We start from the raw sequence: 21,389 nt of genomic DNA on the forward strand, positions 1-21,389 counted from the left end.
TAAACGGAAAGGGCCCGATCGTGCTCTTGGTTGATGTGTGGCGAAAGCAACATACGACCGTGCCGAGATTGCTTATAGCGAGATTGACTAGTCACGCTGAAGCACTGAGGCACACAATGGGGACACGTAGGGACGTCATGGCTTTTTCGCGTGTTGTAGGAGGTTTCCGTGCAAAACATCGTCGAAGGCTTCAAGTCGCAGTATGCAAGAGAACAGGAATCAGAGCTTTCCCTAGAGGAATATCTGGACCTCGCCCGACGCGACCCGATGGCATACGCCAGCCCCGCTGAGCGCATGCTGGCGGCGATTGGCGAACCTGAAATCGCGGATACGCGCAACGACCCACGTCTTTCCCGTTTGTTTTCCAACCGGACCATCCGGCGCTATCCGGCGTTCCAGGAGTTCTACGGCATGGAGGACGTCATCGGGCAGATCGTGGCGTTCTTCAAGCACGCCGCGCAGGGACTGGAAGAGCGCAAGCAAATCCTCTATCTGCTGGGGCCGGTCGGCGGCGGCAAGTCGTCCATCGCCGAACGCCTCAAGGTGCTGATGGAGAGCTTCCCCATCTACGCGCTCAAGGGCTCGCCGGTGAACGAGTCGCCGCTTGGCCTGTTCCATCCGGAACGCTTCGGCGACACGCTCGAAAAGGAATACGGCATTCCGCGCCGCTACCTCACGGGCATCATGTCGCCGTGGGCGGTCAAGCGCCTGAAGGAGTTCGACGGCGACATCTCGCAATTCCGCGTGGTGCGCCTGAACCCGTCGGTGCTGCGCCAGGTGGCGATCGCCAAGACCGAGCCGGGTGACGAGAACAATCAGGACATCTCGTCGCTGGTCGGCAAGGTCGACATCCGCAAGCTCGACCGCCATTCGCAGGACGACCCGGACGCCTACAGCTATTCCGGCGGCCTGTGCCTGGCCAACCAGGGCCTGCTCGAGTTCGTGGAAATGTTCAAGGCGCCGATCAAGATGCTGCATCCGCTCTTGACGGCGACGCAGGAAGGCAACTTCAAGGGCACCGAGGGTTTCTCGGCGATCCCGTTCAACGGTTGCATCCTGGCGCACTCGAACGAGTCGGAATGGCAGACCTTCCGCAACAACAAGCACAACGAGGCGTTCCTCGACCGTATCTATATCGTCAAGGTGCCTTACTGCCTGCAGGTCTCGGAAGAGGTCCGCATCTACGAAAAGCTGCTGCATCACAGCTCGCTGTCGACGGCGCCGTGCGCGCCGGGAACGCTGGACATGATGGCGCAGTTCTCGGTGCTGACCCGGCTGAAGGAGCCGGAGAATTCCAGCATCTACTCGAAGCTGCGCGTCTATGACGGCGAAAGCCTGAAGGACGTCGATCCGAAGGCCAAGGCGCTGCAGGAGTACAAGGACTACGCCGGCACCGACGAAGGCATGAACGGGGTCTCGACGCGCTTCGCGTACAAGATCCTGTCCAGCGTCTTCAACTACGACCAGACCGAGGTGGCGGCCAATCCGGTGCACCTGATGTATGTGCTCGAGCAGCGCATCGGGCGCGAGGACTATCCGGAGGAAATCCGCCGGCGCTACCTGGAGTTCATCAAGGGCTTCCTGGCGCCGCGCTACGCCGAGTTCATCGGCAAGGAGATCCAGACCGCGTACCTCGAGTCGTACTCGGAGTATGGCCAGAACATCTTCGACCGCTACGTCACGTTCGCCGACTGCTGGATCCAGGACGAGGAATTCCGCGACCCGGAAACCGGCGAGAGCTTCGACCGCAGCGCCTTGAACGACGAACTGGAGAAGATCGAGAAGCCGGCCGGCATCGCCAATCCGAAGGACTTCCGCAACGAGATCGTGAACTTCGTGCTGCGGGCGCGCGCCAACAACAATGGCCGCAACCCGACCTGGACCAGCTATGAAAAGCTGCGCGAGGTGATCGAGAAAAAGATGTTCTCGAACACGGAAGACCTGCTGCCGGTGATCTCGTTCAACGCCAAGGCGTCGGCCGAGGACAAGTCGAAGCACCAGAGCTTCGTCGACCGGATGGTGGAAAAGGGCTACACGGAGAAGCAGGTCAGGCTGCTGTGCGAGTGGTACCTCCGTGTGAGGAAGTCTTCCTGAGCGAGGTGAATCATGAATTCACTGATCGATCGCCGTCTTAACGGGCGCAACAAGAGCGCCGTTAACCGGGAGCGCTTTCTGCGGCGTTACAAGGACCAGATCCGCAAGGCGGTCCACGGGATGATCCGCGACCGCTCGATCCAGGACATGGATCAGGGCGGCGAGATCAACCTGCCCGCCCGCGATATTTCCGAGCCGACGTTCCGGCACGGCGCGGGCGGCGACCGGGAAATGGTGCATCCGGGCAATCGCGAGTTCGCCAAGGGCGACACGTTCGACCGGCCTCAGGGAGGAGAAGGCCAAGGCGGGTCCGAGCCCGGCGAGGGCGAGGCGGTCGATCAGTTCACCTTCAGCCTGTCGCGGGCCGAATTCCTCAACCTGTTCTTCGAAGACCTGGAACTGCCTCACCTGGCGCGCACCCAGCTGGGCGAGGTCAGCCAGAAAAAATGGCAGCGCGCCGGCTACACCACCACCGGCTCGCCCAGCATGCTCAGCATCAGCCGCACGCTGAAGTCGTCGCTGGCGCGGCGGGTGGCGCTGAGCGTGAAGGCGCGCGCCGACCTGGAAGACGCGGAAGAGCGCCTGGCCAAGGCCAAGGCGGCGGGCGAGCCCGCCGACCAGATCAAGGCCCTGGAGCAGGACGTCGAGGACTGCCGCGAGCGCCTGGCGCGCGTGCCGTTCCTGGACGACCTGGACCTGCGCTACCGCAACCGCGTGTCGGTCGCGATCCCGATGGCGCGCGCGGTCATGTTCTGCCTGATGGACGTGTCCGGCTCGATGGACGAGGGCAAGAAGGACCTGGCCAAGCGCTTCTTCACGCTGCTGTACCTGTTCCTGTCGCGCAAGTACGAGCACGTCGACCTGGTCTTCATCCGCCACACGGACAATGCCGAGGAAGTGGACGAGCAGACCTTCTTCTACGATCCCAAGAGCGGCGGCACCATCGTGCTGTCGGCGCTGGAGCTGATGCGCGAGATCGTCGAGAAGCGCTATCCGCCCACGGCCTGGAACGTGTATGCGGCACAGGCCAGCGACGGCGACTCGTTCGGCGCCGACGCGGGCAAGAGCGCGCGCTTCCTGGCCGAGCACCTGCTGCCGGCCACGCGCTACTTCGCCTATATCGAGGTTCCCGACTCGCAGGAGGCGCGCAAGAGCAGCCTGTGGGCGGAATATGAACAGAAGCTGGCGCCGCATTTCGTGATGCGGCGGATTTGCGATCGCGGGGAAATCTATCCCGTGTTCCATGACCTGTTCAAGAAGGAAACCGCATGAATGCCATCCTGGGCGCACTCGTGGAGCCGGAGTCGGCCGGCAGCCCCCGGCCGCTGTCGCAAGGTTCCGAATGGACGTTCGAACTGATCCAGTCCTATGACGACGCGATCTCGCAGGTCGCGCGCGAGTACGGGCTGGACACCTATCCGAACCAGATCGAGGTCATCACCTCGGAGCAGATGCTGGACGCCTATGCGTCGGCGGGCCTGCCCATCGGCTATCCGCACTGGTCGTATGGCAAGGAGTTCATCCGCAACGAGCAGTTCTATCGGCGCGGCATGCAGGGCCTGGCCTACGAGATCGTGATCAACTCCAACCCCTGCATCGCGTATCTCATGGAAGAGAACTCCATGACGATGCAGGCGCTGGTGATCGCGCACGCCTGCTACGGCCACAACTCGTTCTTCAAGGGCAATTACCTGTTCCGCCAGTGGACCGACGCCGATGGCGTGCTGGACTACCTGGTGTTCGCCCGCAAGTACGTGATGGATTGCGAGGACCGCTACGGCATCGACGCGGTCGAGGCGCTGCTGGATTCCTGCCACGCGCTGTCGCACCACGGCGTGGACCGCTACAAGCGGCCGACGCCGATCTCGTACAAGGAAGAGGCCGCGCGCCAGGCCGAGCGCCAGGAGCACGCGCGCCTGCAGTACAACGACCTGTGGCGCACCCTGCCGCGGCTGGAGGCCGACAAGGACGAGCGGGTGGCCGCGTCGGTGTTCCCGCCCGAGCCGGAAGAGAACCTGCTGTACTTCATCGAGAAGTATTCGCCCAAGCTGGCGCCGTGGCAGAAGGAGCTGGTGCGCATCGTGCGCAAGGTCGCCCAGTACTTCTACCCGCAGACCCAGACCAAGGTGATGAACGAAGGCTGGGCCACGTTCTGGCACTACACCATCCTGAACCGGCTGCACGAGAAGGGGCTGGTCAACGACGGCTTCATGATGGAGTTCCTGCAGAGCCACACCAACGTCGTCAGCCAGCGCGGCTTCGACGAGCGTGGCTACGGCGGCATCAACCCGTATGCGCTGGGCTTCGCGATGATGTCGGATATCCGCCGCATCTGCGAGAAGCCCACCGACGAGGACCGCCGCTGGTTCCCCGACATCGCCGGCGGCGACTGGCTGAAGACGCTGGACTTCGCCATGCGCAACTTCAAGGACGAGTCCTTCATCTCGCAGTACCTGTCGCCGCGCCTGATCCGCGAGTTCCGCTTCTTCGCGATCTCGGACCACCAGGCCAACCCCAAGCTGGAAGTCGCCGCCATCCACGACGACGACGGCTACCGCGACATCCGCCGCTTGCTGGCCGCGCAGCACAACCGCGACAACCAGGTGCCGGACATCCAGGTGGTGCGCTTTAACCGCGACACCGATCGCTCGCTGGTGCTGCGCCACCTGAAGAGCCGCGGCCGGCCGCTGGCGGCCGAGGACGCCGAGCAGGTGATGAAGCACCTGGCGCGGCTGTGGGGCTTTCGCGTGAGGCTGGAGGAAACCGAGCCGGACGGCACCGTCGGTTCGTACCGCGAGCAGGATCCGCCCAACGCGTGAGGGGGCGGCGGGCGGCCTCGGCGCCGCCGTCGCGCGGCAGGCCGGGAGGCTCGTGGCAAAAAGGGGACGCAATCGCGTCCCCTTTTTCTTTTGCCGCGCCGCCAATGCAGCTTTCTTGCCGATCTGCTAGAATCGCGGATTCGCATTTTTCGGAATGCGTACCAGATCAGGACAGGTGGCCGAGTGGTTGAAGGCGCACGCCTGGAAAGCGTGTATACGTCAAAAGCGTATCGGGGGTTCGAATCCCCCTCTGTCCGCCAAGAATTTCACAAGCGTTGCCGCGCGGTCGCCCGCCATCAGCTTGCCCCAAAACCCGCATGGACATTGGTCCTGCGGGTTTTTTGTTTTCCGGCGAGGGTGCCGCGGTAAGCGGCGTTCCCTTGAGGGCTCAAGTGGCCCGCGACCCGCGACACCGCTTGACCGATCCGGCTTTGGCGATCAGCTTCGCACCGCGCCGCGAAAGGCCGCCGAGAGCGCGGCCAGCGCGTCCTGCGCGCGGCTGTCCCTGACCCGGGTATGCAGCAGGATGGGCAGCCGCGGCAGATCCGGTAGCCCCAGCCTGGGGCCGACGTCGACCGCGCCGAACGGCACCATGCGCGGGGCCAGCGCGGCCACCCCAAGCCCCGCCATGACGGCGGCGGCGACCGTCATCACGCCGCCGCCCACGAACACTTCGGTCCAGGGTATGCCGGCCTCATCGAGCAGTTGCCCGGCCAGGGCGCGCACGCCGCAGGGCTCGGCCATCGTGGCCAGCGGCAGCGGTTCTCCCGCCCGATGTTGCCAGCCGGGCATGGCGAACCAGCCGAACTTTTCTTCGGCGAGGATTTCCCCATCGCCGCGGCCCGCCTGGAAGCGGACGATCACCGTATCGAGCTCCCTGCGGTCGAAACGTTGCAGCAGCTCGGCCGACGAGCCGATCCGGATTTCGATCAGCAGCCGGGGATCCTGCGCGTTCATGCGTGCGATCAGCGCCGGCAGTTCCGGACCCGCGACATGGTCGCTGATGCCGATGGCGAGACGCTGCCGCGTTCCCGCGACGACCGAGACCGCCCGGTCGTGCGCCTCGATGAGCTTGCGCGCGTGCTCGAGAAAAGTCGCGCCGTGGGCTGAAAGCTCCACGCGCCGGGGCGTGCGTTCGACGAGCCTGAAATCCAGCCGGTCTTCAAGCCGCTTGAGCTTCAGGCTGATCGCCGCCTGGGTGGTCTGCAGCGATTCGGCGGCGCGGGTGAAACTGCCCAGCTCGGCAATGCGGATGAAGGCTCTGACCGCCTCCAGGTCGAGGGCGCGCTTGGTCATTTCAAAACTTTATCGTTGAAATAAAAATGCATACGTTATCAGAATGGATAATGGGCAGCGGGACCACAAAGGAGGAACTTCCCATGCCGTTCGCTCATATCTCATTGCGCTCCGGAAAGCCGGAGGCCTATAGGCAAGCGATCTTTGACAGCGTTTATCGCGCGCTGCGCGAGACATTCAATGTTCCCGAGGATGACCAGTTCATGGTCATGACCGAGCATGAGGCCGCGAATTTCCGCTACGGGGCGACTTACCTCGATATCGCGCGAAGCGACGATCTGGTGTTCATCCAGATCACCGCGAACAACACGCGTAGCTTGGAACAGAAGAAGGCGTTGTTCCGGCGGATTGCGCAATTGCTTGGCGAAAATCCCGGCCTGCGGCCCGAGGATGTGTTCGTGAACCTCGTCGAGGTGCTGAAGGAAAACTGGTCGCTGGGAGGCGGCCTCGCGCAATACGCCTGAGCCGGCTGGCAACAGCACTCACGCCGTCGGAATTTTCCCGACGCGCGGCAAGCCCTGCCCGGAAAGCCGGTTGAAAGTTCTGTTGGGCCTGGAACGGCGCTTCAGAGGGAGGCCGCGCGAAGAATTATTTCAGCGTGGCGATTTGAATTTCGACTGATTGCAATTGCGTCGACGCGTATCGCGTCGATCCATAAACTCTGCCTGCGCTTCGATCCCGCGCCTGTACCGCCCGCACCATCGTGCGTCGCGTTACGGCGGGAGAAGCGTTGTGCGAGCCTGCCTCCGCGCTGTCGACATGACGTTGCCGGTATGCCCGCTGTACCTGATCTTGAATAGCGTGGCGCATCATGTTCGATTGGTTTCGACGCAGGTGGTTCGGCTGGTCCGCGGAGCAGGCGCGAGGGGTTCCGAGCTTTCCGGGGCCGGACAAGGTGGCGCCGGGCGGGCGACGAGGTAGTGCCACGGGCATGGTGGTGGCGTTTTTCACCTGCGACAGCATTTACGAGGCGGAAAAGAATCGCCTGCTGCGCTCGGCGGAACGGCTGGGGCTTGCCGTCGACGCCGAGCCGATCGAATCCGCCGGGTCCTGGGTGCGCAATGCGTCCATGAAGCCATCGGTGCTGGTTGCCATGCGCAAGAAGCACACGGGGCCACTGCTGTATGTCGACGTGGACGCGGTGTTTCATCGCGATCCGTGGCCGACGCTGGCCGCGTTGGACTGCGATATCGCCGCCTACCATGAGCCCGACGGGCACTTGCTGAGCGGCACGTTGTTCATCAACCATACGCCGGCCGCCGCCGCGCTGTTGCAAGCCTGGGCGCAGGCCTGCGCGGAGAATCCCGACGAGTGGGACCAGCGGGTGCTGGAGCGCCTGCTGGCCCGCGACGCCTTGTCCGCCGAGCCGCGTTACCGGCAGGCGCGGCTGCCCGTTGCCTATTGCTGGATCTTCGACAAGACCGACAATGCGTCGTGCGACGAGGTGTTCATCGAGCATCTGCAGGCCAGCCGGGAAGCCACGCAGCGCAAGCGCGTGTTCGGCAGGCCGGTGCGCGCGGTCAGGCGGCGCCGGGATAGGGTGCGGGCGATCGAGCGGATCCTGTTTGGTCGGAACGCGGCGCGCTAGGCGTCGCGGCCCTGGCGCGTCCAGGGTTTCTTGGCCGTGGTGCCGTGCTTTGGTCTACGCTAGCTCTCTGTTCCCGGAGAGTTCCATGTCCAAGATCACTGTTGATTTCGTGTCCGATGTCGCCTGTCCCTGGTGCGCGGTCGGGTTGGGCGGCCTGCTGACCGCGATCGAGCGGGTGGGCGGCGAGGCCGAGGTCGAGCTGCATTTCCGTCCGTTCGAGCTGAATCCCGACATGCCCAAGGGCGGGCAGAACACCATTGAGCGCCTGATGGCCAAGTATGGTTACAGCCGCGAGCAGGTGCAGGCCAATCGCAAGGTGATCAGCGAGCGCGCCGCGGCGGTCGGCATGCGCATGCGCATGGGCGACGACAACCGTTCGTTCAATACCTTCGACGCCCATCGCCTGTTGCACTGGGCCGGCCTGGAGGGCCAGGGCAGCCAGACGGCGCTGAAAAAGCGCTTGCTGGAGACCTATCACTACGACAACCAGGACACCAGCGACGTCGAGGTGCTGGTGCAGGCGGCGGCGGACGCCGGGCTGGATGCGGCCGAGGCGCGCGCGGTGCTGGCCTCGGGCCGCTACAGCGAAGAGGTGCGCAAGGAAGAGGCCGAATGGCGCGACCGCGGCATCACCTCGGTGCCGTCGGTGATCCTGAACGGCAAGTACCTGGTGTCCGGCGGCCAGCCGGCCGACGTGTTCGAGCAGGCGCTGCGCCAGGTCGCGCGCGAGGGGTGAGCGGCGGGCGGCGCCATGGGCGCCGCGCCGCGATCCGCATGACCGCGAGGCCGCCGCGTCGTTGCCGCGCGACGGCGGTCCCGGGCTTGTCCATGCGGCGGCCGGCTCAGGCTTTCACGATCGGCGCGACATCCAGCACGTACATCTGGCGTTCGCCTTCGTGCACCGAATCCACGCACACCTGCGTGCCGTCGCGGCTCCAGCGCGGGTGCAGGTCACAGCGGTTTTCCTTGGACAGCGAAGGATCGGCGTAGAAGCTGCCGAGGTCGTGGCGCTGCCCGGTGCGCATGTCGTACAGGAACAGGATGCGTTCGTGGGTGACCGGATCGGGATAGGTGTCGCTCAGCAGCCAGCGGCTGTCCACGGGTGAAAACGTCATGTGGCCGTTCTCGGTGAGGACGCCGTCGCCCACCACTTGCACTTGGCCGCCGTCGGCATCTTCGTACAGGTGGTAGTGGATGCGGCCGGCATGCGGTCCCCAGACGATGATCGAGCGGTCGTCGCGCCACAGCGGGTGCGAGATCTGGTATTCCGATTTCTCGTAATCGAAGGTGCCGACGGCGGCCGGATCGAAGTCGTCGGCCAGCTGCGGCAGCGGATGATCGGAACATTCCAGCAGGCGCATGTCGCTGCCGTCCGGGTTCATGGTGATGAGGCGGTGCAGGAAGCAGGTCTCGTCCTCGACGCGCTCAGTCCAGCGATGCAGGAACAGGATGCGCGTCGACGAGGGGTTGACCTCGATGTGGCTGACCCAGTGGATGGCGCGTTCCATCGAGGCGCGCGGATGGAAGTTGCGCAGGTCGGCGTAGCTGACCAGCAGGCGGTGGGCGCCGCTGTCCAGGTCGAGCGTGTGGATGCCGTCGTCGGCCGGCGCGTTGGCCACCGGCGCGGGCGCGTGTTCGCTGTAGCCGATGGTCTGGTGCGTGATGTAGAGCCGGCGGTAGTCCACGCACAGCGCGTAGCGGCTGTCGGGGGCGGCGACGTAGATCGGCAGCGGCAGGTAGCGCGTCTGGCCGGTGACGAGGTTGTGGACCGCCGAGCGGAATCCGGGATAGAAGCCGCCATCGTCGTCGCGCCGGCAGTTGTAGATCAGCTGCGGCTCGGCCTGGCCGTCCAGCCACTGCAGCTGGCAGCCCATCTGCCAGTTCCAGGCGGTGGTGGCGCCGACGGCGTGGTAGCGCTCGCCGTCGCGCAGGTCGAAGTAGCCGACCTCGGCGCGCAGCCCGGGCGTGAGCACGGCGTCCTTGACCGGCGCGCGGTTGGCCAGCAGATAGCGGCCGCCGCGATGCCAGACGGTCTTGTTGTAGTAGCCGAAGAAATGATGGCCCGGCGGGCCGCCCAGGCGGCGGCAGGCGATGGCGGGAGTGGTCATGCGATTCATCAATGAAGGAAGGGGAAGGGCGTTCAGCCGGCGCTGATGTGTTCGGTTTCGATGACCTTGTTCCAGCGGGCGCGCTCGCGCTCGACGAAGGCGCGCGCCTCGGCCGGGCTGTTGCCCACCGGCGTCATGCCCAGGTGCTCGAGGCCGGCGCGGAATTCCGGATCGGCGTAGACGCGGCGCAGGTCGGCGCTGAGCTTGTCGATCAGCGCGTCGGGCACGTCCTTGCCGGCGGCCAGGGTGGTCCAGGAGGTCACGGTCAGGCCGGGCAGGCCGGCCTCGGCGGCGGTGGGCACGTCGGGCAGCGCGGCCGAGCGCGTGGCGCCGGTGATGGCCAGCGCCTTGAGCTTGCCGGTCTGGATGTAGCCGATGGTGGTGGGCACGTTTTCGAACAGCAGCTGGATCTGGCCGCCGATCAGGTCGTTGATGGCGGCCGAGCTGCCGCGATAGGGAATGTGCGCGATCGGGGCCTGCGCGGCCATTTTGTAGAGTTCGCCTACCATATGCACCGAGGAGCCGACGCCGGCCGAGCCGAAATGCAGGTTGTCGGGGTTGGCCTTGGCCTGGGCGGTCAGTTCGGCCAGGGTGTTGGCCTGGAGCGTCGGGCTGGCGACGACCACGTGCGGCATCTCGGCGACGATGGTGATGACCTTGAGGGCCTCGGCCGGGCGGTAGTTCAGGTGCTTGTAGACGCCGTAGGTGGCATGCAGGCCGATGGAGCCGAGCAGCAGGGTGTAGCCGTCGGGGTCGGATTCGGCGACGAATTTGCCGCCGATGTGGCCGCCGGCGCCGGGCCGGTTCTCGACCACGACCGGCTGGTTGTAGAGCTGGCCCAGGTACTTGGCCAGCAGCCGCCCCTGGATGTCGGAGCTGCCGCCGGCGGTGAACGGCACGATGATCCGTAACGGGCGGTCCGGATAATTGGCCTGGGCCTGGGCGGCGAACGGCAGGGCCGCGCTCGCCAGGGTCAGGCAGAAGGCTTGCAGGACGCGGCGGCGCCAGGGATGGCTTGAACGCATGGTATTTCCCCTACAGCGGTTGGTGTTTCGGTGGGGTGCGGGAGCAGGAGCACCCGAGGAGCCACGAGTGTAGGAGTCGCTAAGTATTTGAAAAAATTCTTTTTTCGGCATAGTCTATGCAAGTTTGCTATACCCTGTGACCCCATGAGCCGACCGCTGAATTTCCGTCAGATCGAAGCCTTCCACGCGGTAATGCTGGCCGGCACCACCACCGGCGCGGCGCAGATGCTGCGCACCACGCAACCGTCGGTGAGCCGCCTGCTGGCGCAGGCGCAGCAGGCCAGCGGCCTGAAACTGTTCGACATGGAGCGCGGCCGCCTGCGGCCGACGCGCGAGGCCAAGGACCTGTTCGATACGGTCAAGCGGCACTTCGTCGGCCTGGAGCGCATCGAGGACCGCGTGGCCGCCATGCGCCGCAGCGGCAGCGGGGTGTTGCGGCTGGCCTGCACGCCGGCGCTGGGCCTGGGCATGCTGCCCGGCGCGGTCGAGGAATTCGCGCAGCGCTATCCCGACGTGCACATCAATATGCAGACCGTGGGCAGCCAGTATCTGCGCGAGGGGCTGCTGCACGGCACCTACGATGTGGTGGTGACGACCGTGCCGCTGGATGGCGCGCACCTGGCGCTGCAAAGCCTGCACGAAAGCGCGGCGGTCTGCGTGATGCGGCCGGACCATCCGCTGGCGGCGCTGCCGGCCATCGGCATCGCCGACCTCAACGAACGGCGGCTGCTGGTGCTGAACGCCGACGATGACGTCTACCTGCAGTTGCGCGGCGCGATGCTGGCGCACCAGGTGCAGCCGGTGTCGGAAATCGAGACCACCTATTCATCGACGATCTGCGCGCTGGCCGCGGCCGGCACCGGCCTGGGGATCGTCAATCCGTATATCGCCGACGTCTTCGCGCAGCAGCTGGCGATACGTCCGTTCACGCCCAAGCTACCCGTGCGGGTCTGCATGGCCTATCCGGCGCAGACCGCGCCGTCGGTGGTGACCGAGGCCTTCGTCGACATCCTGACGCGGCGCTTCGGAGACATGGTCGAGTCCGTCTGAGACCGTCTCGACAGCCGCCGGGGAACGGCGGCGCCATCGGTGTTACTCAGCTTGCGGCGCGTATCGCGCCAGAAGAACAAGGAGACAGTCTTGATGCACGCCGCCACCCTTTCCGTTCCCGATGTCCGGAACCGCCCGCGCGCCGCGGGAGCGGCGCGATGACGCCGCGCGCGGGACGCACGCTGGGGCTGGAGATGGAAATGGCGGTGGCGCGGCGCGATACCGGCGCCAGCCACCCGGTGGGCGGCTACTTCGAGACCTTGGCCGCGATCAAGGCGGCGCGCGGCGAGGCGCCGGACCTGGCGCGCATCGGCGAGCGCATCGTCGGCGTGTCGGTGGCGGCCGGCGAGAGCGGCCTGGACAACGGCTTCAACCTGCTCGAGACCGCGTTCGCGCCGGTCTCGGAGGATGACGGCGGACTGGACGAACTGGCGCGGCGCGCCACGCGTGAACTGCATGACGCCAGCCGCGCGCTGGAAGCGGAAGGCGCGGTGCTGCTGAATGCGTCGGAGCATCCCGACTGCACCCTGGACCCGTCGTGGTACGCGACGGTGCACGTGCCGCGGCCGATCTACCGCGAGCTGGTGGGCCATCGTGAATGGCTGCACCGCGTGGGGATCGACGCCAAGGCGCAGAACAGCCCGTGCACGTCGGTGGACGTGACGCAAGCGGCGCGTGCGCTCAACGTGGTGCTGGCGCTGGCGCCGGCCAGCATCGCGATCTTCGCCAACAGTCCGCTGGAGAACGGCCGCGCGACCGGCCTGAAGGAGAACCGGCTGACGGTGTGGGACCGCATGTTCCGCCACTCGCGCTATGCCGGCGACTATCACCTGCAGCGCCTGCCCGAGCGGCCGTTCGTGGACCTGGGCGATTACTTCCGCTGGATGTTCGCGCCCGGCACCGCCAGCCGCTGCCTGCCGCTGGCGACGGACGATGGCTACAAGTCGGCCACCGGCGTGTACCTGCGCGGTTCGCCGTGCCTGTCGGCGTTCCTGGCGTCGGAGGGCTGGCCGGGCCGGCGCTCGGACATCGGCGAGGGCGTCACCATCGCGCCGCAGGGCGCGCATTTCGAGTATTCGCAGTTCGCGCATTTCCTCGACGCGCGCTGGCGCTACCGGCTGGCGACGCCGCCATCGCTGGAGGCGCTGCGTGAAGCCTGGCGGCGGCCGGGCGGCATCGAGGAGCTGTACGCGCAGCTGGGCGCCAGCGGCTACATCGAAGGCCGCGCGCCCGGCGCCGGCTTCGCCGATGCGCAACTGCTGCGCGAGGCGGGACGCGAGGTGGCGGCGACGCTGGTGATGGCGCCGTCGGCGCTGCAACTGGGATTGATGCGCAACCTGCCGCAAGCCGAGGATCTGTTGCGGTCATGGGGCTGGCTGCGGCTGCGTGCCATGCGCGCCGACGCCATGCGCGACGCGCTGCACGATCCCGCGGTGCATGCGCTGGCCGGCGAGGTGCTGGCGGTGGCCGCGGGCGGGCTGGCGCCGCACGAGCGCCATTGGCTCGGTTATGCGCGCTACGCGGTCGATGCGCGCAGCAGCGGCGCGGACCGCCTGCTGCGCCTGTGGCGCGAACTCGATGGCGATCCGCGCCGCCTGGCCAAGGTGTGCGAGGCCAGGGCAGTGGTGCCGCTCTGAATCGCCCGGCCGGCCCCGTGCGGGGCCGGCATCGTTCAGGCCAGTTGCGGCATCGGTCCCAGGCCGGGCGGCGGAACGTTGTCGACCAGCGCCAGCAGTTGGCGTTGCAGGCCATCGGGCGCGGCGCCGGTGCGCAGCGCCTGCTTTTCGCCGTCGGTCAGCAGGCCCGCCAGGTCCGCCAGGCTGTCGCATTCCATCGAGTAGGCCTGATGCGTGCGCACCGCGATCTGCTCCAGCGACTTCCAGGCCGACAGCATGTGGGCCTGGTGCTGGACCTCGTCGCTGATGTTCGAGGTCAGCGTGCTGATGCCGCCGTGGAACACCGGCAGCGCGTTCGGGCCGGCCGTCCAGATCTTCTGCTTGTCGGCGAAATCGGCGCCGGCCTGGTCGGGGTGGCTGGTGATCAGGTTGACGAAGAACGACTTGATCTTGCCCAGCACGCCCGGCGTCGGCGCCTGGGGCGGGCCGCCGTGCATGATCTGGTAGGCCTTGCCGTTTTCGTCGAAGGTCAGCAGCAGGGTGCGGGCCTGCGTCTGGCCGAGCGCGTCGCCGGTCAGGGCGGTGGGCACGCCCTGCGCGTCCTTCGGATGGGTGAAGACCTCGGACGGCATGTTGCTGCCGATGCCGCCATCGGCGTAGACCTTCTTGCCGCCGTCGGCCGTCTCCACCGACACCGCCTTGAACGCGATCGGGAACGACATCGACATGCGCGCGGCATAGGCGATCGGCATGTCCGGCGCGCTGTCGGCGTCGAAGTATTCCTCGACCTGATCGGTCTTGTTCCAACCGGTGAGCGTCAGCTGCTTGAACTTGTCGGGCGCCAGCGTGTTCAGCAGCTTCAGGTCGCCGAACGTGATCATGCTGTCCTTGTGTTCCTGCTCGAAGTCCGGCAGCTGCTGCAGGCGGCTGAGGCGTTCGAGCTGGCGGTCGCTCAGCTGGCCCTGGCCGGCGAGCGCGACCAGCTTGTCCTGGAACGCATGGGTGTTCCAGTGCGTCGTCAGGTAGTCGTGCACGCTGCGCGAGGTGGTCTGGTCGACTACCTTCAAGGAAGCGACGGCGGGCGCGAGGCCGCCTTCCATCTTCAGGTCGGGATAGATGCGCGCCAGGTCGCCGCCGCCCTTGAGCGCATCGAGCATGCCCGGGCGGAACAACGCGTCGGCCGGCCCCTGTTCGAACTGCGCCGCGCTCAGGCCCGCCGCCAGGCAGGTGGCGGTGAGGGCGCCGGCGGACGAGCCCGACAGGTGCTTGAGTCCGGCCAGCATGCCGGTCTTTTCCATCTGGTCCAGGCCGGCGCTGTAGCCGATGCCCTTGGCGCCGCCGCCGCGCAACGCCATGTTCTCGAGCTGCGGCGCGGGGCGGATGACGACGTACTTGTCGCCGCGCGGGATGATCTGCGGGCGGGTGTCGGCCTGCGGCAGGTTGGACATGAGTTCCGAGCGCGCCGCATCCACCTTGAGCCGGTCCAGCGCCATGGCGGCGGATTTGCCGGCCGACTTCATGGCGCTGGCGAAGTCCTTGCCGTCGACCGAGCCGTCCTGCTTGCGCGGCAGCGCGTCGAAGGAGCGCTGGACGATGGACTCGAAGCGCGTCTGCACGTCGCCGGCGAAGCTCTCGATGCCCTTGGGGCCCATCATGTTGGCGAGCGCGCTGGTCTCCTGCATGAAGTACTGCTCGAGCGAGCGCTTGGCCGCGTCGACGTGGGCGGCGTTGGTGTCGGGCGTGACGAACAGGCCCTTGAGCTGGCCCAGCAGCGAGGTCGGCGCCTGTGCCGGCGGTTGCCAGACGGAGGCGGCGGCGCTGTTCTGGATGGCGCTGGAGATACCGTTCATACCAGCGCTCCCGGCGCGGCGGCGCCCGTGGCGGCGGCCGCCACGCCAAAGGAAATCTGCGCGCCTTCCAGCGCCAGGTCGCGCACCAGCGCGCGCGTGTCTTGCGCCTGCGCCAGCTGGTATTGCAGCCAGCGCGGCCAGGTGTCGTCGTCCAGGCGCTCGAGCGCGATGCGGCCGCTGCCCGTCATGAACTGGCGGCTGTCCAGTCCGACCACGTAGGCGTGGCCGCGCAGCGCGTTCTGGTTGATGAGCAGCGCGCTCTTGATGACGGCGCGGCGCAGGCTGCCCTGCAGCGCGGCGGCGTCGTGCAGGAAGAAATCGATCAGCAGCCGCCGGTTGTCGGGGTGCAGCGTAACGCGGCCGGGCAGGTCGTCGAACAACAGATCGAACTGGCGCGCGCCGCTGGGCAGCGTGTCCAGCCCGCAGGCCAGCGCGAGCCGCGCCAGGTCGCGCTCGGCCTGGCGCGCATCGCCTTGCGGGCCGCGCGGCAGCGCCGCGGGCGGCGTGGCGTCGGGGTGGGGGCCGGCCAGGCGGTCGAGTTCGCGCAGCAGCGTGTCGGCGACGTCGTGCAGGGCCTGGGCGTCGCAGGCCGCGTACAGCGGCAGGCTCAGGCTCGGGCCCAGCTCGGGCGAGATGCCGCCGATCAGGCCCGCGCCCAGGCGCGTATCGAAGCCGCGGCGCAGCAGCGCTTCGCCCTGCGGGTCGTCGAAGCCGGGCGCGTCGTTGAAGGCGTGACGCCAGGCGGTGAGCACCACGCTGCCGTCGTGCGCGTTGCGCGCCATGCCCAGTTGATGATGGTCGTCCAGCGGGACGGCCCATTGCGCGGGCTGTTCGGTGTCGCCGGTATGGAAATGCGCCTGCGCGTACTGTGCGGCGGCCTGCGCGATGTCGGAGAGGGAGTTGAACGCCATGGAAAGCTCGCGGAGTGGGAATCACCCCTTGAGTAACAGCAGCATGCCTTCCGGTTCCCTGCCGGGGCCTGGGATTCGCGCGGCGCGGGTGCCATAATGTGGCCTCGTCCATCTCGCGCTGCGGGCGGCCGCGCCCGTTCGCGCCCGCATCGCCACTTTCGTTACCGTGTCAGACCCTCATTTCGCCCAGGTGCTTTCCGAACTCGGCCAGGCGCTGGGCATTCCCGCGCTGGCGCCCGCCGAGGGCGGGCTGTGCCAACTGGCATTCGATGGCCGCCATCTGGTGCAGCTGATGGCGCATGGCGCGCGCGGCCAGATCCTGCTGTCCTGCGCGGTGGGCGGGGGCAAGATGGATGGCGCGCTGGCGTTGCTGGCCGCGCAGGGCAACTTCCTGCAGGCGGGCGGTGGCGTGGTGGCGTGCGCGGCCCCGGATGGCCGCATGCATCTGCAGCTGGGCGTGGCGCGCGAACAATGCGGCGCGGACGCGCTGCTGGCCGCGATCGACGCGCTGCTCAACCAGGTCGAGGCCTGGGAGAAACGCGCCGCGCGCGCGGAGCCGGGCGCGGACGCGCCGTGGCGCAATCCCGCCTTCATGATGCAGTCGGTCTGACCCCGCGCGGGGGAGGCCGGCTCAGCTGGCTTTCTGGATCACGCCCTTGAGCGAGTCCGCGATCTGCTTGGTGATCGTGCTCTGGATCTCGATCAGCATGGTCCACTGCTGCACCTGTTGCTGCATCTTCAGCATGTCCGCTTGCGACACGCTGCCGTCGGCATTGGTGCGCAGGTTGGACAGCGTCGTCTGCAGGTTGCTTTCCTGCGAACGGATGCTGTCGTAGATCGTGCTGTTCACGCTGTTGAAATTCAGGCCGGACGAGCCGGTCAAACCGTTCAAAGCCATGGTGCGTCTCCTAGCGATTCAGGGGAGAAAAAGCGGCGGGCGGCGCGTCGGCGCCATCCCGGGGATCAAGCGGCAGCGCGGCCAGCACCTCGCGCGCGGCGGCGGCAGCCTGCGCCACCGCCTGGTATTGCTGGAAAGCCACCGGCACCAGGCCCGAGTCCAGGCGCTGGTTGGCGCCTTGCTCCAGTTCGGCGAGGCGCTGCGCCAGTTCGGCGCGCAACGCGGCGCCGCCGGGGGCGGCCAGGCGTTGTTCCAGTTCGGTCAGGGCGGTCGGATCGGTCATGGTGTCAGGGGATCTGGGTGAGTGGTCAGCGCGTCACGATGGCGGCGCGCGGGCCTTCGAAAATGATGCGGGTGTTTTCCACGGAGACCAGGCGGTACTTGCGGTAGGCGCCGCCCACCAGCAGCTTGCTGCCGTCCTCGAGCACGATGAAGGGCTGCGGCCCGCCGACCACGCTGCGGATCACGAATGGCACGCTGTCGGCCGTTGGCGAAGCGCTGGCCGCGGCCAGCCGGGCGACGCCGAGGTGGCTCTGGTTGAACTCGTTCAGCACGTCCTGCAGGCGCGCCTGCTGATCGTCGTCGAGCGCGCCGGCCGCGATCTCCAGGTGATCGGGTTTCCAGGCGAGGGTGACGCCGGACAGGCCCGCGTCCACCAGCTGGCTGGACAGGGTGTCGCTCAGCTGCTGCGTCAGCGCGATGGCGTTGCCCAGCACCGTCATGCCGGGCAGTTGCGCGCGCAGCGCATCCAGCGCCGAGGCGCGCTCGCGCGCGCTGCTGGCGATGCCGACGACGTTCAGGCGGCCATCGCCCTCGTAGCGCGGCTCGTAACGCACGTTGAAGGCACGCAGCGCGGCGCGGGCGGTGCGCACCACCTCGTCTTCGTTGCTGATGCGCATGGCGGGCATGGGCCAGATCTGCGACAGCGCCGACGCCACGGCGTCCTGCTCGGCGGCGTTGCGCACCCAGCCGGACACCGTCACCACGCCATCGCGCGCCATCGAGACGTGCAGGCGCGAGGTCAGGCCCATGCGCTCGAACACCGCGGAGATCTGCCCCACGGATTTTTCCGCGGCGGCCAGGCGCGGGTCGACCTGCGGCGCGCGGCTGGCGGTCGATTGCGGCATCAGGGTCAGGACGATGGCGACGACGATGGTGAGCACCACCGCGGCCAGGCCCAGCGCCATGGGCCAGGAGTCGCGCTTGCGGCGCCGGCCCTGCGCGGGCGGCAGCGGCAGGCGCCGTTCCAGCTGGCGGTCTTCGTCGCTTGGCGCCGGCGCGACGGCGGGCGTCGCTTCGGGCGCCGCTGCCGGTTCGACCGCCGCGCGCGCCAGCGCGTCGTTGGCGGCATCGGGCGCGTTGGTCCAGGGGTCGCCGCGACGGGCCACGGTGATCCAGACCGGGCCCAGCGGCACCGGCCGGTTGAACGGCGTGCCGGGCTGCGGGTTGGGCGCGGCACCGTCCAGCGCCAGGTCCCAGCCGCCCTCGCCGATGCGCACGCGCGCGGCGCGCGGGCCCATGCCGTCGTCGGCCAGCACGATGTCGCAGGCCGGGTCGGCGCCCAGCACCGCGCCGTCCGCGACCTGGCAGCGCGCATCGCGATGCAGGCCGGACAGCACGCGCAGTTCCAGCGCTTCGCTCATGAGGGGGCTCCGGTTGCGGGCGTGTTCACAGGTCCACCCTGGCCAGCGGCTGTACGTTGATTTCCTGGGTCAGCTCCTGGTAGGACAGCACCGGCAGCTCGTACAGGTCCTGCTCGATCATCTTGCGCAGGTAGCGGCGGATGTCCATCGAGGTCAGCAGCACCGGCTTCTGCGCCGCGGCGGTCAGGTCGCCGGTGGCGCGCTTGATGTTGTCCACCAGCTTGCGCGAGGCGTTGGGGTCGAGCGCCAGGTAGCTGCCCGCCGAGGTCTGGCGGATGGCGCCGCGCACCGTCTCTTCGACGTTGGGCGCCAGCAGATAGGCGGGCAGGATGTTCTGGCCGCTGGAATACTTGTAGCTGATGTGGCGCTTGAGCGAGACCCGCACGTACTCGGTCAGCAGCACCGAGTCCTTTTCCTTCTGGCCCCATTCGATCAGCGCTTCCAGCACCGCGCGCAGGTTGCGTACCGAGATGTCCTCGGACACCAGCCGCTGCAGGATCTCGGCGATCTTCTGCACCGGCATGACGCGCAGCGCTTCCTTGACCAGGTCGGGGAAGCGGTCTTCCATCGCCGTCAGCAGGAAGCGGGTTTCCTGGATGCCGATGAAGTCCGACGAATATTTCTTCAGCACGAAGGCCAGATGCCAGGTCAGCACCTGGTGCGGGTCCAGGAACGGGATGCCGGCGGCCGACAGGGTCGGCGCCAGGCTCGCCTCGACCCACAGCGTGGGCATGTTGGGCAGGAAGCGCTTGTCGGTTTCGTAGGGCACCTGCAGCGCCTGCAGGTTCTGCTCGGTATCGCGCACCAGCACCGCGCCGGGCCGCAGCTTGCCCTGCGACACCGGCACTTCGGACAGCAGGATGTTGTAGGTGTCCGTCGGCAGGGCGTCGTTGAAGCGCAGCTGGATGCCGGGGAACGGCACGCCCAGGTCGAAGTACAGCGCGCGGCGGATCTTCAGCAGCTCGTCGTTCAGTTCGTCGGCATCGAAGCTGCGTTGCAGCGCGGCGGCCACGTCGATCATCAGCGGCAGGGTGGGCGCGAATTCGGCGCTGCCGTCGGCGCGTGGCCTGGCCTGCGGTTTCTGGCCATCGGCCGCCAGCGCCGGGATCTCGGTGATCTCGCCCGTCTTTTCGTCCACCACCTTGCGCGTGCCGCGCAGCAGCACGAAGCCGATGGTGCCCACCACCGCGGCCAGCGCCAGGAAGGTCAGGGTCGGCATGCCCGGGATCAGGCCCATGCCGACCGCGATAGCGGCGGCGATCAAGAGCGCGCGCGGCTGCGCCAGCACCTGGGCGCCGATGTCCTTGCCGACGTTGGAGGGGCCGTCGCCGGTCTGCACCCGGGTCACGATGATGCCGGCGCAGATGGCGATGAAGAGCGCCGGGATCTGCGCGATGAGGCCGTCGCCGATCGTCAGGATCGAGTACACCTGCACGGCTTCGCCGGCGGTCAGGCCGCGCTGCATGGTGCCGATCAGGATGCCGCCGAGCAAGTTGACCGCGACGATGATGAGGCCGGCGATGGCGTCGCCCTTGACGAACTTCATGGCGCCGTCCATGGCGCCGTAGAGCTGGCTTTCCTTTTCGACCACCGAGCGGCGCTTGCGCGCTTCGTCCATGTCGATGGTGCCGGCGCGCAGGTCGGCGTCGATCGACATCTGCTTGCCGGGCATCGCGTCCAGCGAGAAGCGCGCCGCCACTTCGGCCACCCGCTCGGCGCCCTTGGTGATGACCACGAACTGCACGATGGTGAGGATCAGGAACACCACCAGGCCGACGATCAGGTTGCCGCCGACCACGAAGTTGCCGAAGGTCTCGATGATGTGGCCGGCGTCGCCCTGCAGCAGGATCAGGCGGGTGGTGGCGATCGAGATGCCCAGGCGGAACAGCGTGGTGACCAGCAGCACCGACGGGAACGACGAGAACGCCAGCGGCGACGGCAGGTACATGGCCACCATCAGCAGGATCGCCGACAGCGTCATGTTGGCGCCGATCAGCACGTCGACCAGGGTCGTCGGCAGCGGCAGGATCATCATGAAGATGATCGAGACGATCAGGACCGCCAGGACGATATCGTTGCGGCTGGTGGCGGCGGCGACGACGCGGTTCAGGGCTTGCATGGGGCGGCTCAAGTCGTTTCTGCTTCGGTGGGCGCGGCCGCCGCGGCGGGGCGCAGGGCAACGTAGGCGCGCATGGCCGCGGCGGCCTCGTCGCGACGCTCCAGGGCCAGCAGGGCCTGCGAGCGGATCAGGTGGAAGGGCGCGTCGACGCCGCCCTGCATGGCCAGCTGGTCCAGTGTCGACAGGGCCGCGTCGGGCTTGCCGGCGCGCAGTTGCGCCAGCGCCAGCGTGGCGAGCTGGCGAGGGTCGGCCAGCCCCAGCGTGCGCAGCGCGTTCAGCACCACGGCGGTCTTTTCGGGGCGGTTGTTTTCCAGGTAGACATAGGCCAGCAGGTTGAGCAGCTCGCGGGCGTCGGGCGTCAGGGGCATGGCG

General features: G+C 67.5%; 19 protein-coding genes and 1 tRNA gene. 10 read left to right on the forward strand and 10 right to left on the reverse strand.

Annotated elements, in window-relative coordinates; translation table 11 throughout:
* Positions 1-177 precede the first annotated feature (177 nt).
* The 4 genes from AOZ49_RS16270 to AOZ49_RS16285 all read left to right on the forward strand — a co-directional run bounded on the left by AOZ49_RS16270 (position 178) and on the right by AOZ49_RS16285 (position 5,173).
* On the forward strand, positions 178-2,094 hold the full coding sequence (locus AOZ49_RS16270) for a PrkA family serine protein kinase (RefSeq protein ID WP_369815811.1): 1,917 nt from the start codon (positions 178-180) through the stop codon (positions 2,092-2,094).
* Positions 2,095-2,106: 12 nt separating this feature from the next.
* Entirely contained in the window at positions 2,107-3,366 is a 1,260-nt protein-coding gene (locus AOZ49_RS16275; RefSeq protein WP_054432798.1) for a YeaH/YhbH family protein, read from the forward strand.
* Positions 3,363-4,913, forward strand: a complete 1,551-nt coding sequence (locus tag AOZ49_RS16280; protein WP_082380476.1) for a SpoVR family protein — start codon at positions 3,363-3,365, stop codon at positions 4,911-4,913. The genes AOZ49_RS16275 and AOZ49_RS16280 overlap by 4 nt, the downstream gene beginning before the upstream one ends.
* A 169-nt stretch (positions 4,914-5,082) precedes the next feature.
* A tRNA-Ser gene (locus AOZ49_RS16285) sits at positions 5,083-5,173 on the forward strand.
* Between the two features lie 178 nt (positions 5,174-5,351).
* Here AOZ49_RS16285 and AOZ49_RS16290 read toward each other — a convergent pair.
* Positions 5,352-6,209, reverse strand: a complete 858-nt coding sequence (locus AOZ49_RS16290) for a LysR substrate-binding domain-containing protein (RefSeq protein WP_054476533.1) — start codon at positions 6,207-6,209, stop codon at positions 5,352-5,354.
* An 83-nt stretch (positions 6,210-6,292) separates the two neighbouring features.
* Here AOZ49_RS16290 and AOZ49_RS16295 point away from each other — a divergent pair, with 83 nt between their 5' ends.
* The 3 genes from AOZ49_RS16295 (at position 6,293) to AOZ49_RS16305 (ending at position 8,533) form a co-directional block, all read left to right on the forward strand.
* Positions 6,293-6,673 carry a tautomerase family protein gene (locus AOZ49_RS16295; protein ID WP_054432851.1) on the forward strand — a complete coding sequence of 127 codons (381 nt, stop codon included), beginning with the start codon at positions 6,293-6,295 and terminating at the stop codon, positions 6,671-6,673.
* A gap of 347 nt (positions 6,674-7,020) precedes the next feature.
* Positions 7,021-7,797, forward strand: a complete 777-nt coding sequence (locus AOZ49_RS16300) for a putative nucleotide-diphospho-sugar transferase (protein WP_231689804.1) — start codon at positions 7,021-7,023, stop codon at positions 7,795-7,797.
* Positions 7,798-7,882: 85 nt separating this feature from the next.
* Positions 7,883-8,533 (forward strand): DsbA family oxidoreductase, encoded by a 651-nt coding sequence (locus AOZ49_RS16305; RefSeq protein WP_054432793.1) that lies wholly within the window; start codon positions 7,883-7,885, stop codon positions 8,531-8,533.
* A gap of 106 nt (positions 8,534-8,639) precedes the next feature.
* Here the strand turns inward: AOZ49_RS16305 and AOZ49_RS16310 are convergent, their stop codons facing one another.
* On the reverse strand, positions 8,640-9,914 hold the full coding sequence (locus AOZ49_RS16310; RefSeq protein WP_054476535.1) for a hypothetical protein: 1,275 nt from the start codon (positions 9,912-9,914) through the stop codon (positions 8,640-8,642).
* Between the two features lie 23 nt (positions 9,915-9,937).
* Entirely contained in the window at positions 9,938-10,930 is a 993-nt protein-coding gene (locus AOZ49_RS16315; protein WP_054476536.1) for a Bug family tripartite tricarboxylate transporter substrate binding protein, read from the reverse strand.
* Positions 10,931-11,074: 144 nt separating this feature from the next.
* Here AOZ49_RS16315 and AOZ49_RS16320 point away from each other — a divergent pair, with 144 nt between their 5' ends.
* Together AOZ49_RS16320 and AOZ49_RS16325 are read left to right on the forward strand one after the other, a co-directional pair.
* Positions 11,075-11,980 carry a LysR substrate-binding domain-containing protein gene (locus tag AOZ49_RS16320; RefSeq protein WP_054432787.1) on the forward strand — a complete coding sequence of 302 codons (906 nt, stop codon included), beginning with the start codon at positions 11,075-11,077 and terminating at the stop codon, positions 11,978-11,980.
* Positions 11,981-12,138: 158 nt separating this feature from the next.
* Positions 12,139-13,617, forward strand: a complete 1,479-nt coding sequence (locus AOZ49_RS16325) for a glutamate-cysteine ligase family protein (RefSeq protein WP_054476538.1) — start codon at positions 12,139-12,141, stop codon at positions 13,615-13,617.
* A gap of 35 nt (positions 13,618-13,652) precedes the next feature.
* Here AOZ49_RS16325 and AOZ49_RS32985 read toward each other — a convergent pair whose 3' ends face one another.
* Together AOZ49_RS32985 and AOZ49_RS32990 are read right to left on the reverse strand one after the other, a co-directional pair.
* Complete coding sequence (locus AOZ49_RS32985; RefSeq protein WP_054476540.1) at positions 13,653-15,446, reverse strand: patatin-like phospholipase family protein; 1,794 nt, start codon at positions 15,444-15,446, stop codon at positions 13,653-13,655.
* Positions 15,443-16,357: a hypothetical protein gene (locus tag AOZ49_RS32990; RefSeq protein WP_054476542.1), complete on the reverse strand. Its 915-nt coding sequence runs from the start codon at positions 16,355-16,357 to the stop codon at positions 15,443-15,445. The genes AOZ49_RS32985 and AOZ49_RS32990 overlap by 4 nt, the downstream gene beginning before the upstream one ends.
* A 166-nt stretch (positions 16,358-16,523) precedes the next feature.
* On the opposite strand from AOZ49_RS32990, the gene AOZ49_RS16340 reads away from it, so the two are divergent.
* Positions 16,524-16,967 (forward strand): CesT family type III secretion system chaperone, encoded by a 444-nt coding sequence (locus AOZ49_RS16340; RefSeq protein ID WP_231689805.1) that lies wholly within the window; start codon positions 16,524-16,526, stop codon positions 16,965-16,967.
* A 21-nt stretch (positions 16,968-16,988) separates the two neighbouring features.
* Here the strand turns inward: AOZ49_RS16340 and AOZ49_RS16345 are convergent, their stop codons facing one another.
* The 5 genes from AOZ49_RS16345 to AOZ49_RS16365 are packed head-to-tail and all read right to left on the reverse strand — an operon-like array spanning position 16,989 to position 21,385.
* Positions 16,989-17,255: an EscF/YscF/HrpA family type III secretion system needle major subunit gene (locus AOZ49_RS16345; protein WP_054432779.1), complete on the reverse strand. Its 267-nt coding sequence runs from the start codon at positions 17,253-17,255 to the stop codon at positions 16,989-16,991.
* A 10-nt stretch (positions 17,256-17,265) separates the two neighbouring features.
* The gene (locus tag AOZ49_RS16350) at positions 17,266-17,538 is read right to left on the reverse strand and encodes an EscE/YscE/SsaE family type III secretion system needle protein co-chaperone (protein WP_054432778.1); all 273 of its coding nucleotides are present in this window, start codon (positions 17,536-17,538) and stop codon (positions 17,266-17,268) included.
* Between the two features lie 25 nt (positions 17,539-17,563).
* Positions 17,564-18,898 (reverse strand): type III secretion system inner membrane ring subunit SctD, encoded by a 1,335-nt coding sequence (sctD, locus tag AOZ49_RS16355; protein WP_054476544.1) that lies wholly within the window; start codon positions 18,896-18,898, stop codon positions 17,564-17,566.
* 25 nt (positions 18,899-18,923) lie between these two features.
* Positions 18,924-21,017 carry a type III secretion system export apparatus subunit SctV gene (gene sctV / locus AOZ49_RS16360; RefSeq protein ID WP_054432775.1) on the reverse strand — a complete coding sequence of 698 codons (2,094 nt, stop codon included), beginning with the start codon at positions 21,015-21,017 and terminating at the stop codon, positions 18,924-18,926.
* Between the two features lie 8 nt (positions 21,018-21,025).
* Positions 21,026-21,385 (reverse strand): type III secretion apparatus assembly chaperone SctY, encoded by a 360-nt coding sequence (locus tag AOZ49_RS16365; RefSeq protein ID WP_054476659.1) that lies wholly within the window; start codon positions 21,383-21,385, stop codon positions 21,026-21,028.
* Positions 21,386-21,389: the final 4 nt, after the last annotated feature.

Source organism: Achromobacter sp. 2789STDY5608615 (assembly GCF_001298995.1).
Taxonomy (GTDB): Bacteria; Pseudomonadota; Gammaproteobacteria; order Burkholderiales; family Burkholderiaceae_B; genus Achromobacter; species Achromobacter insuavis.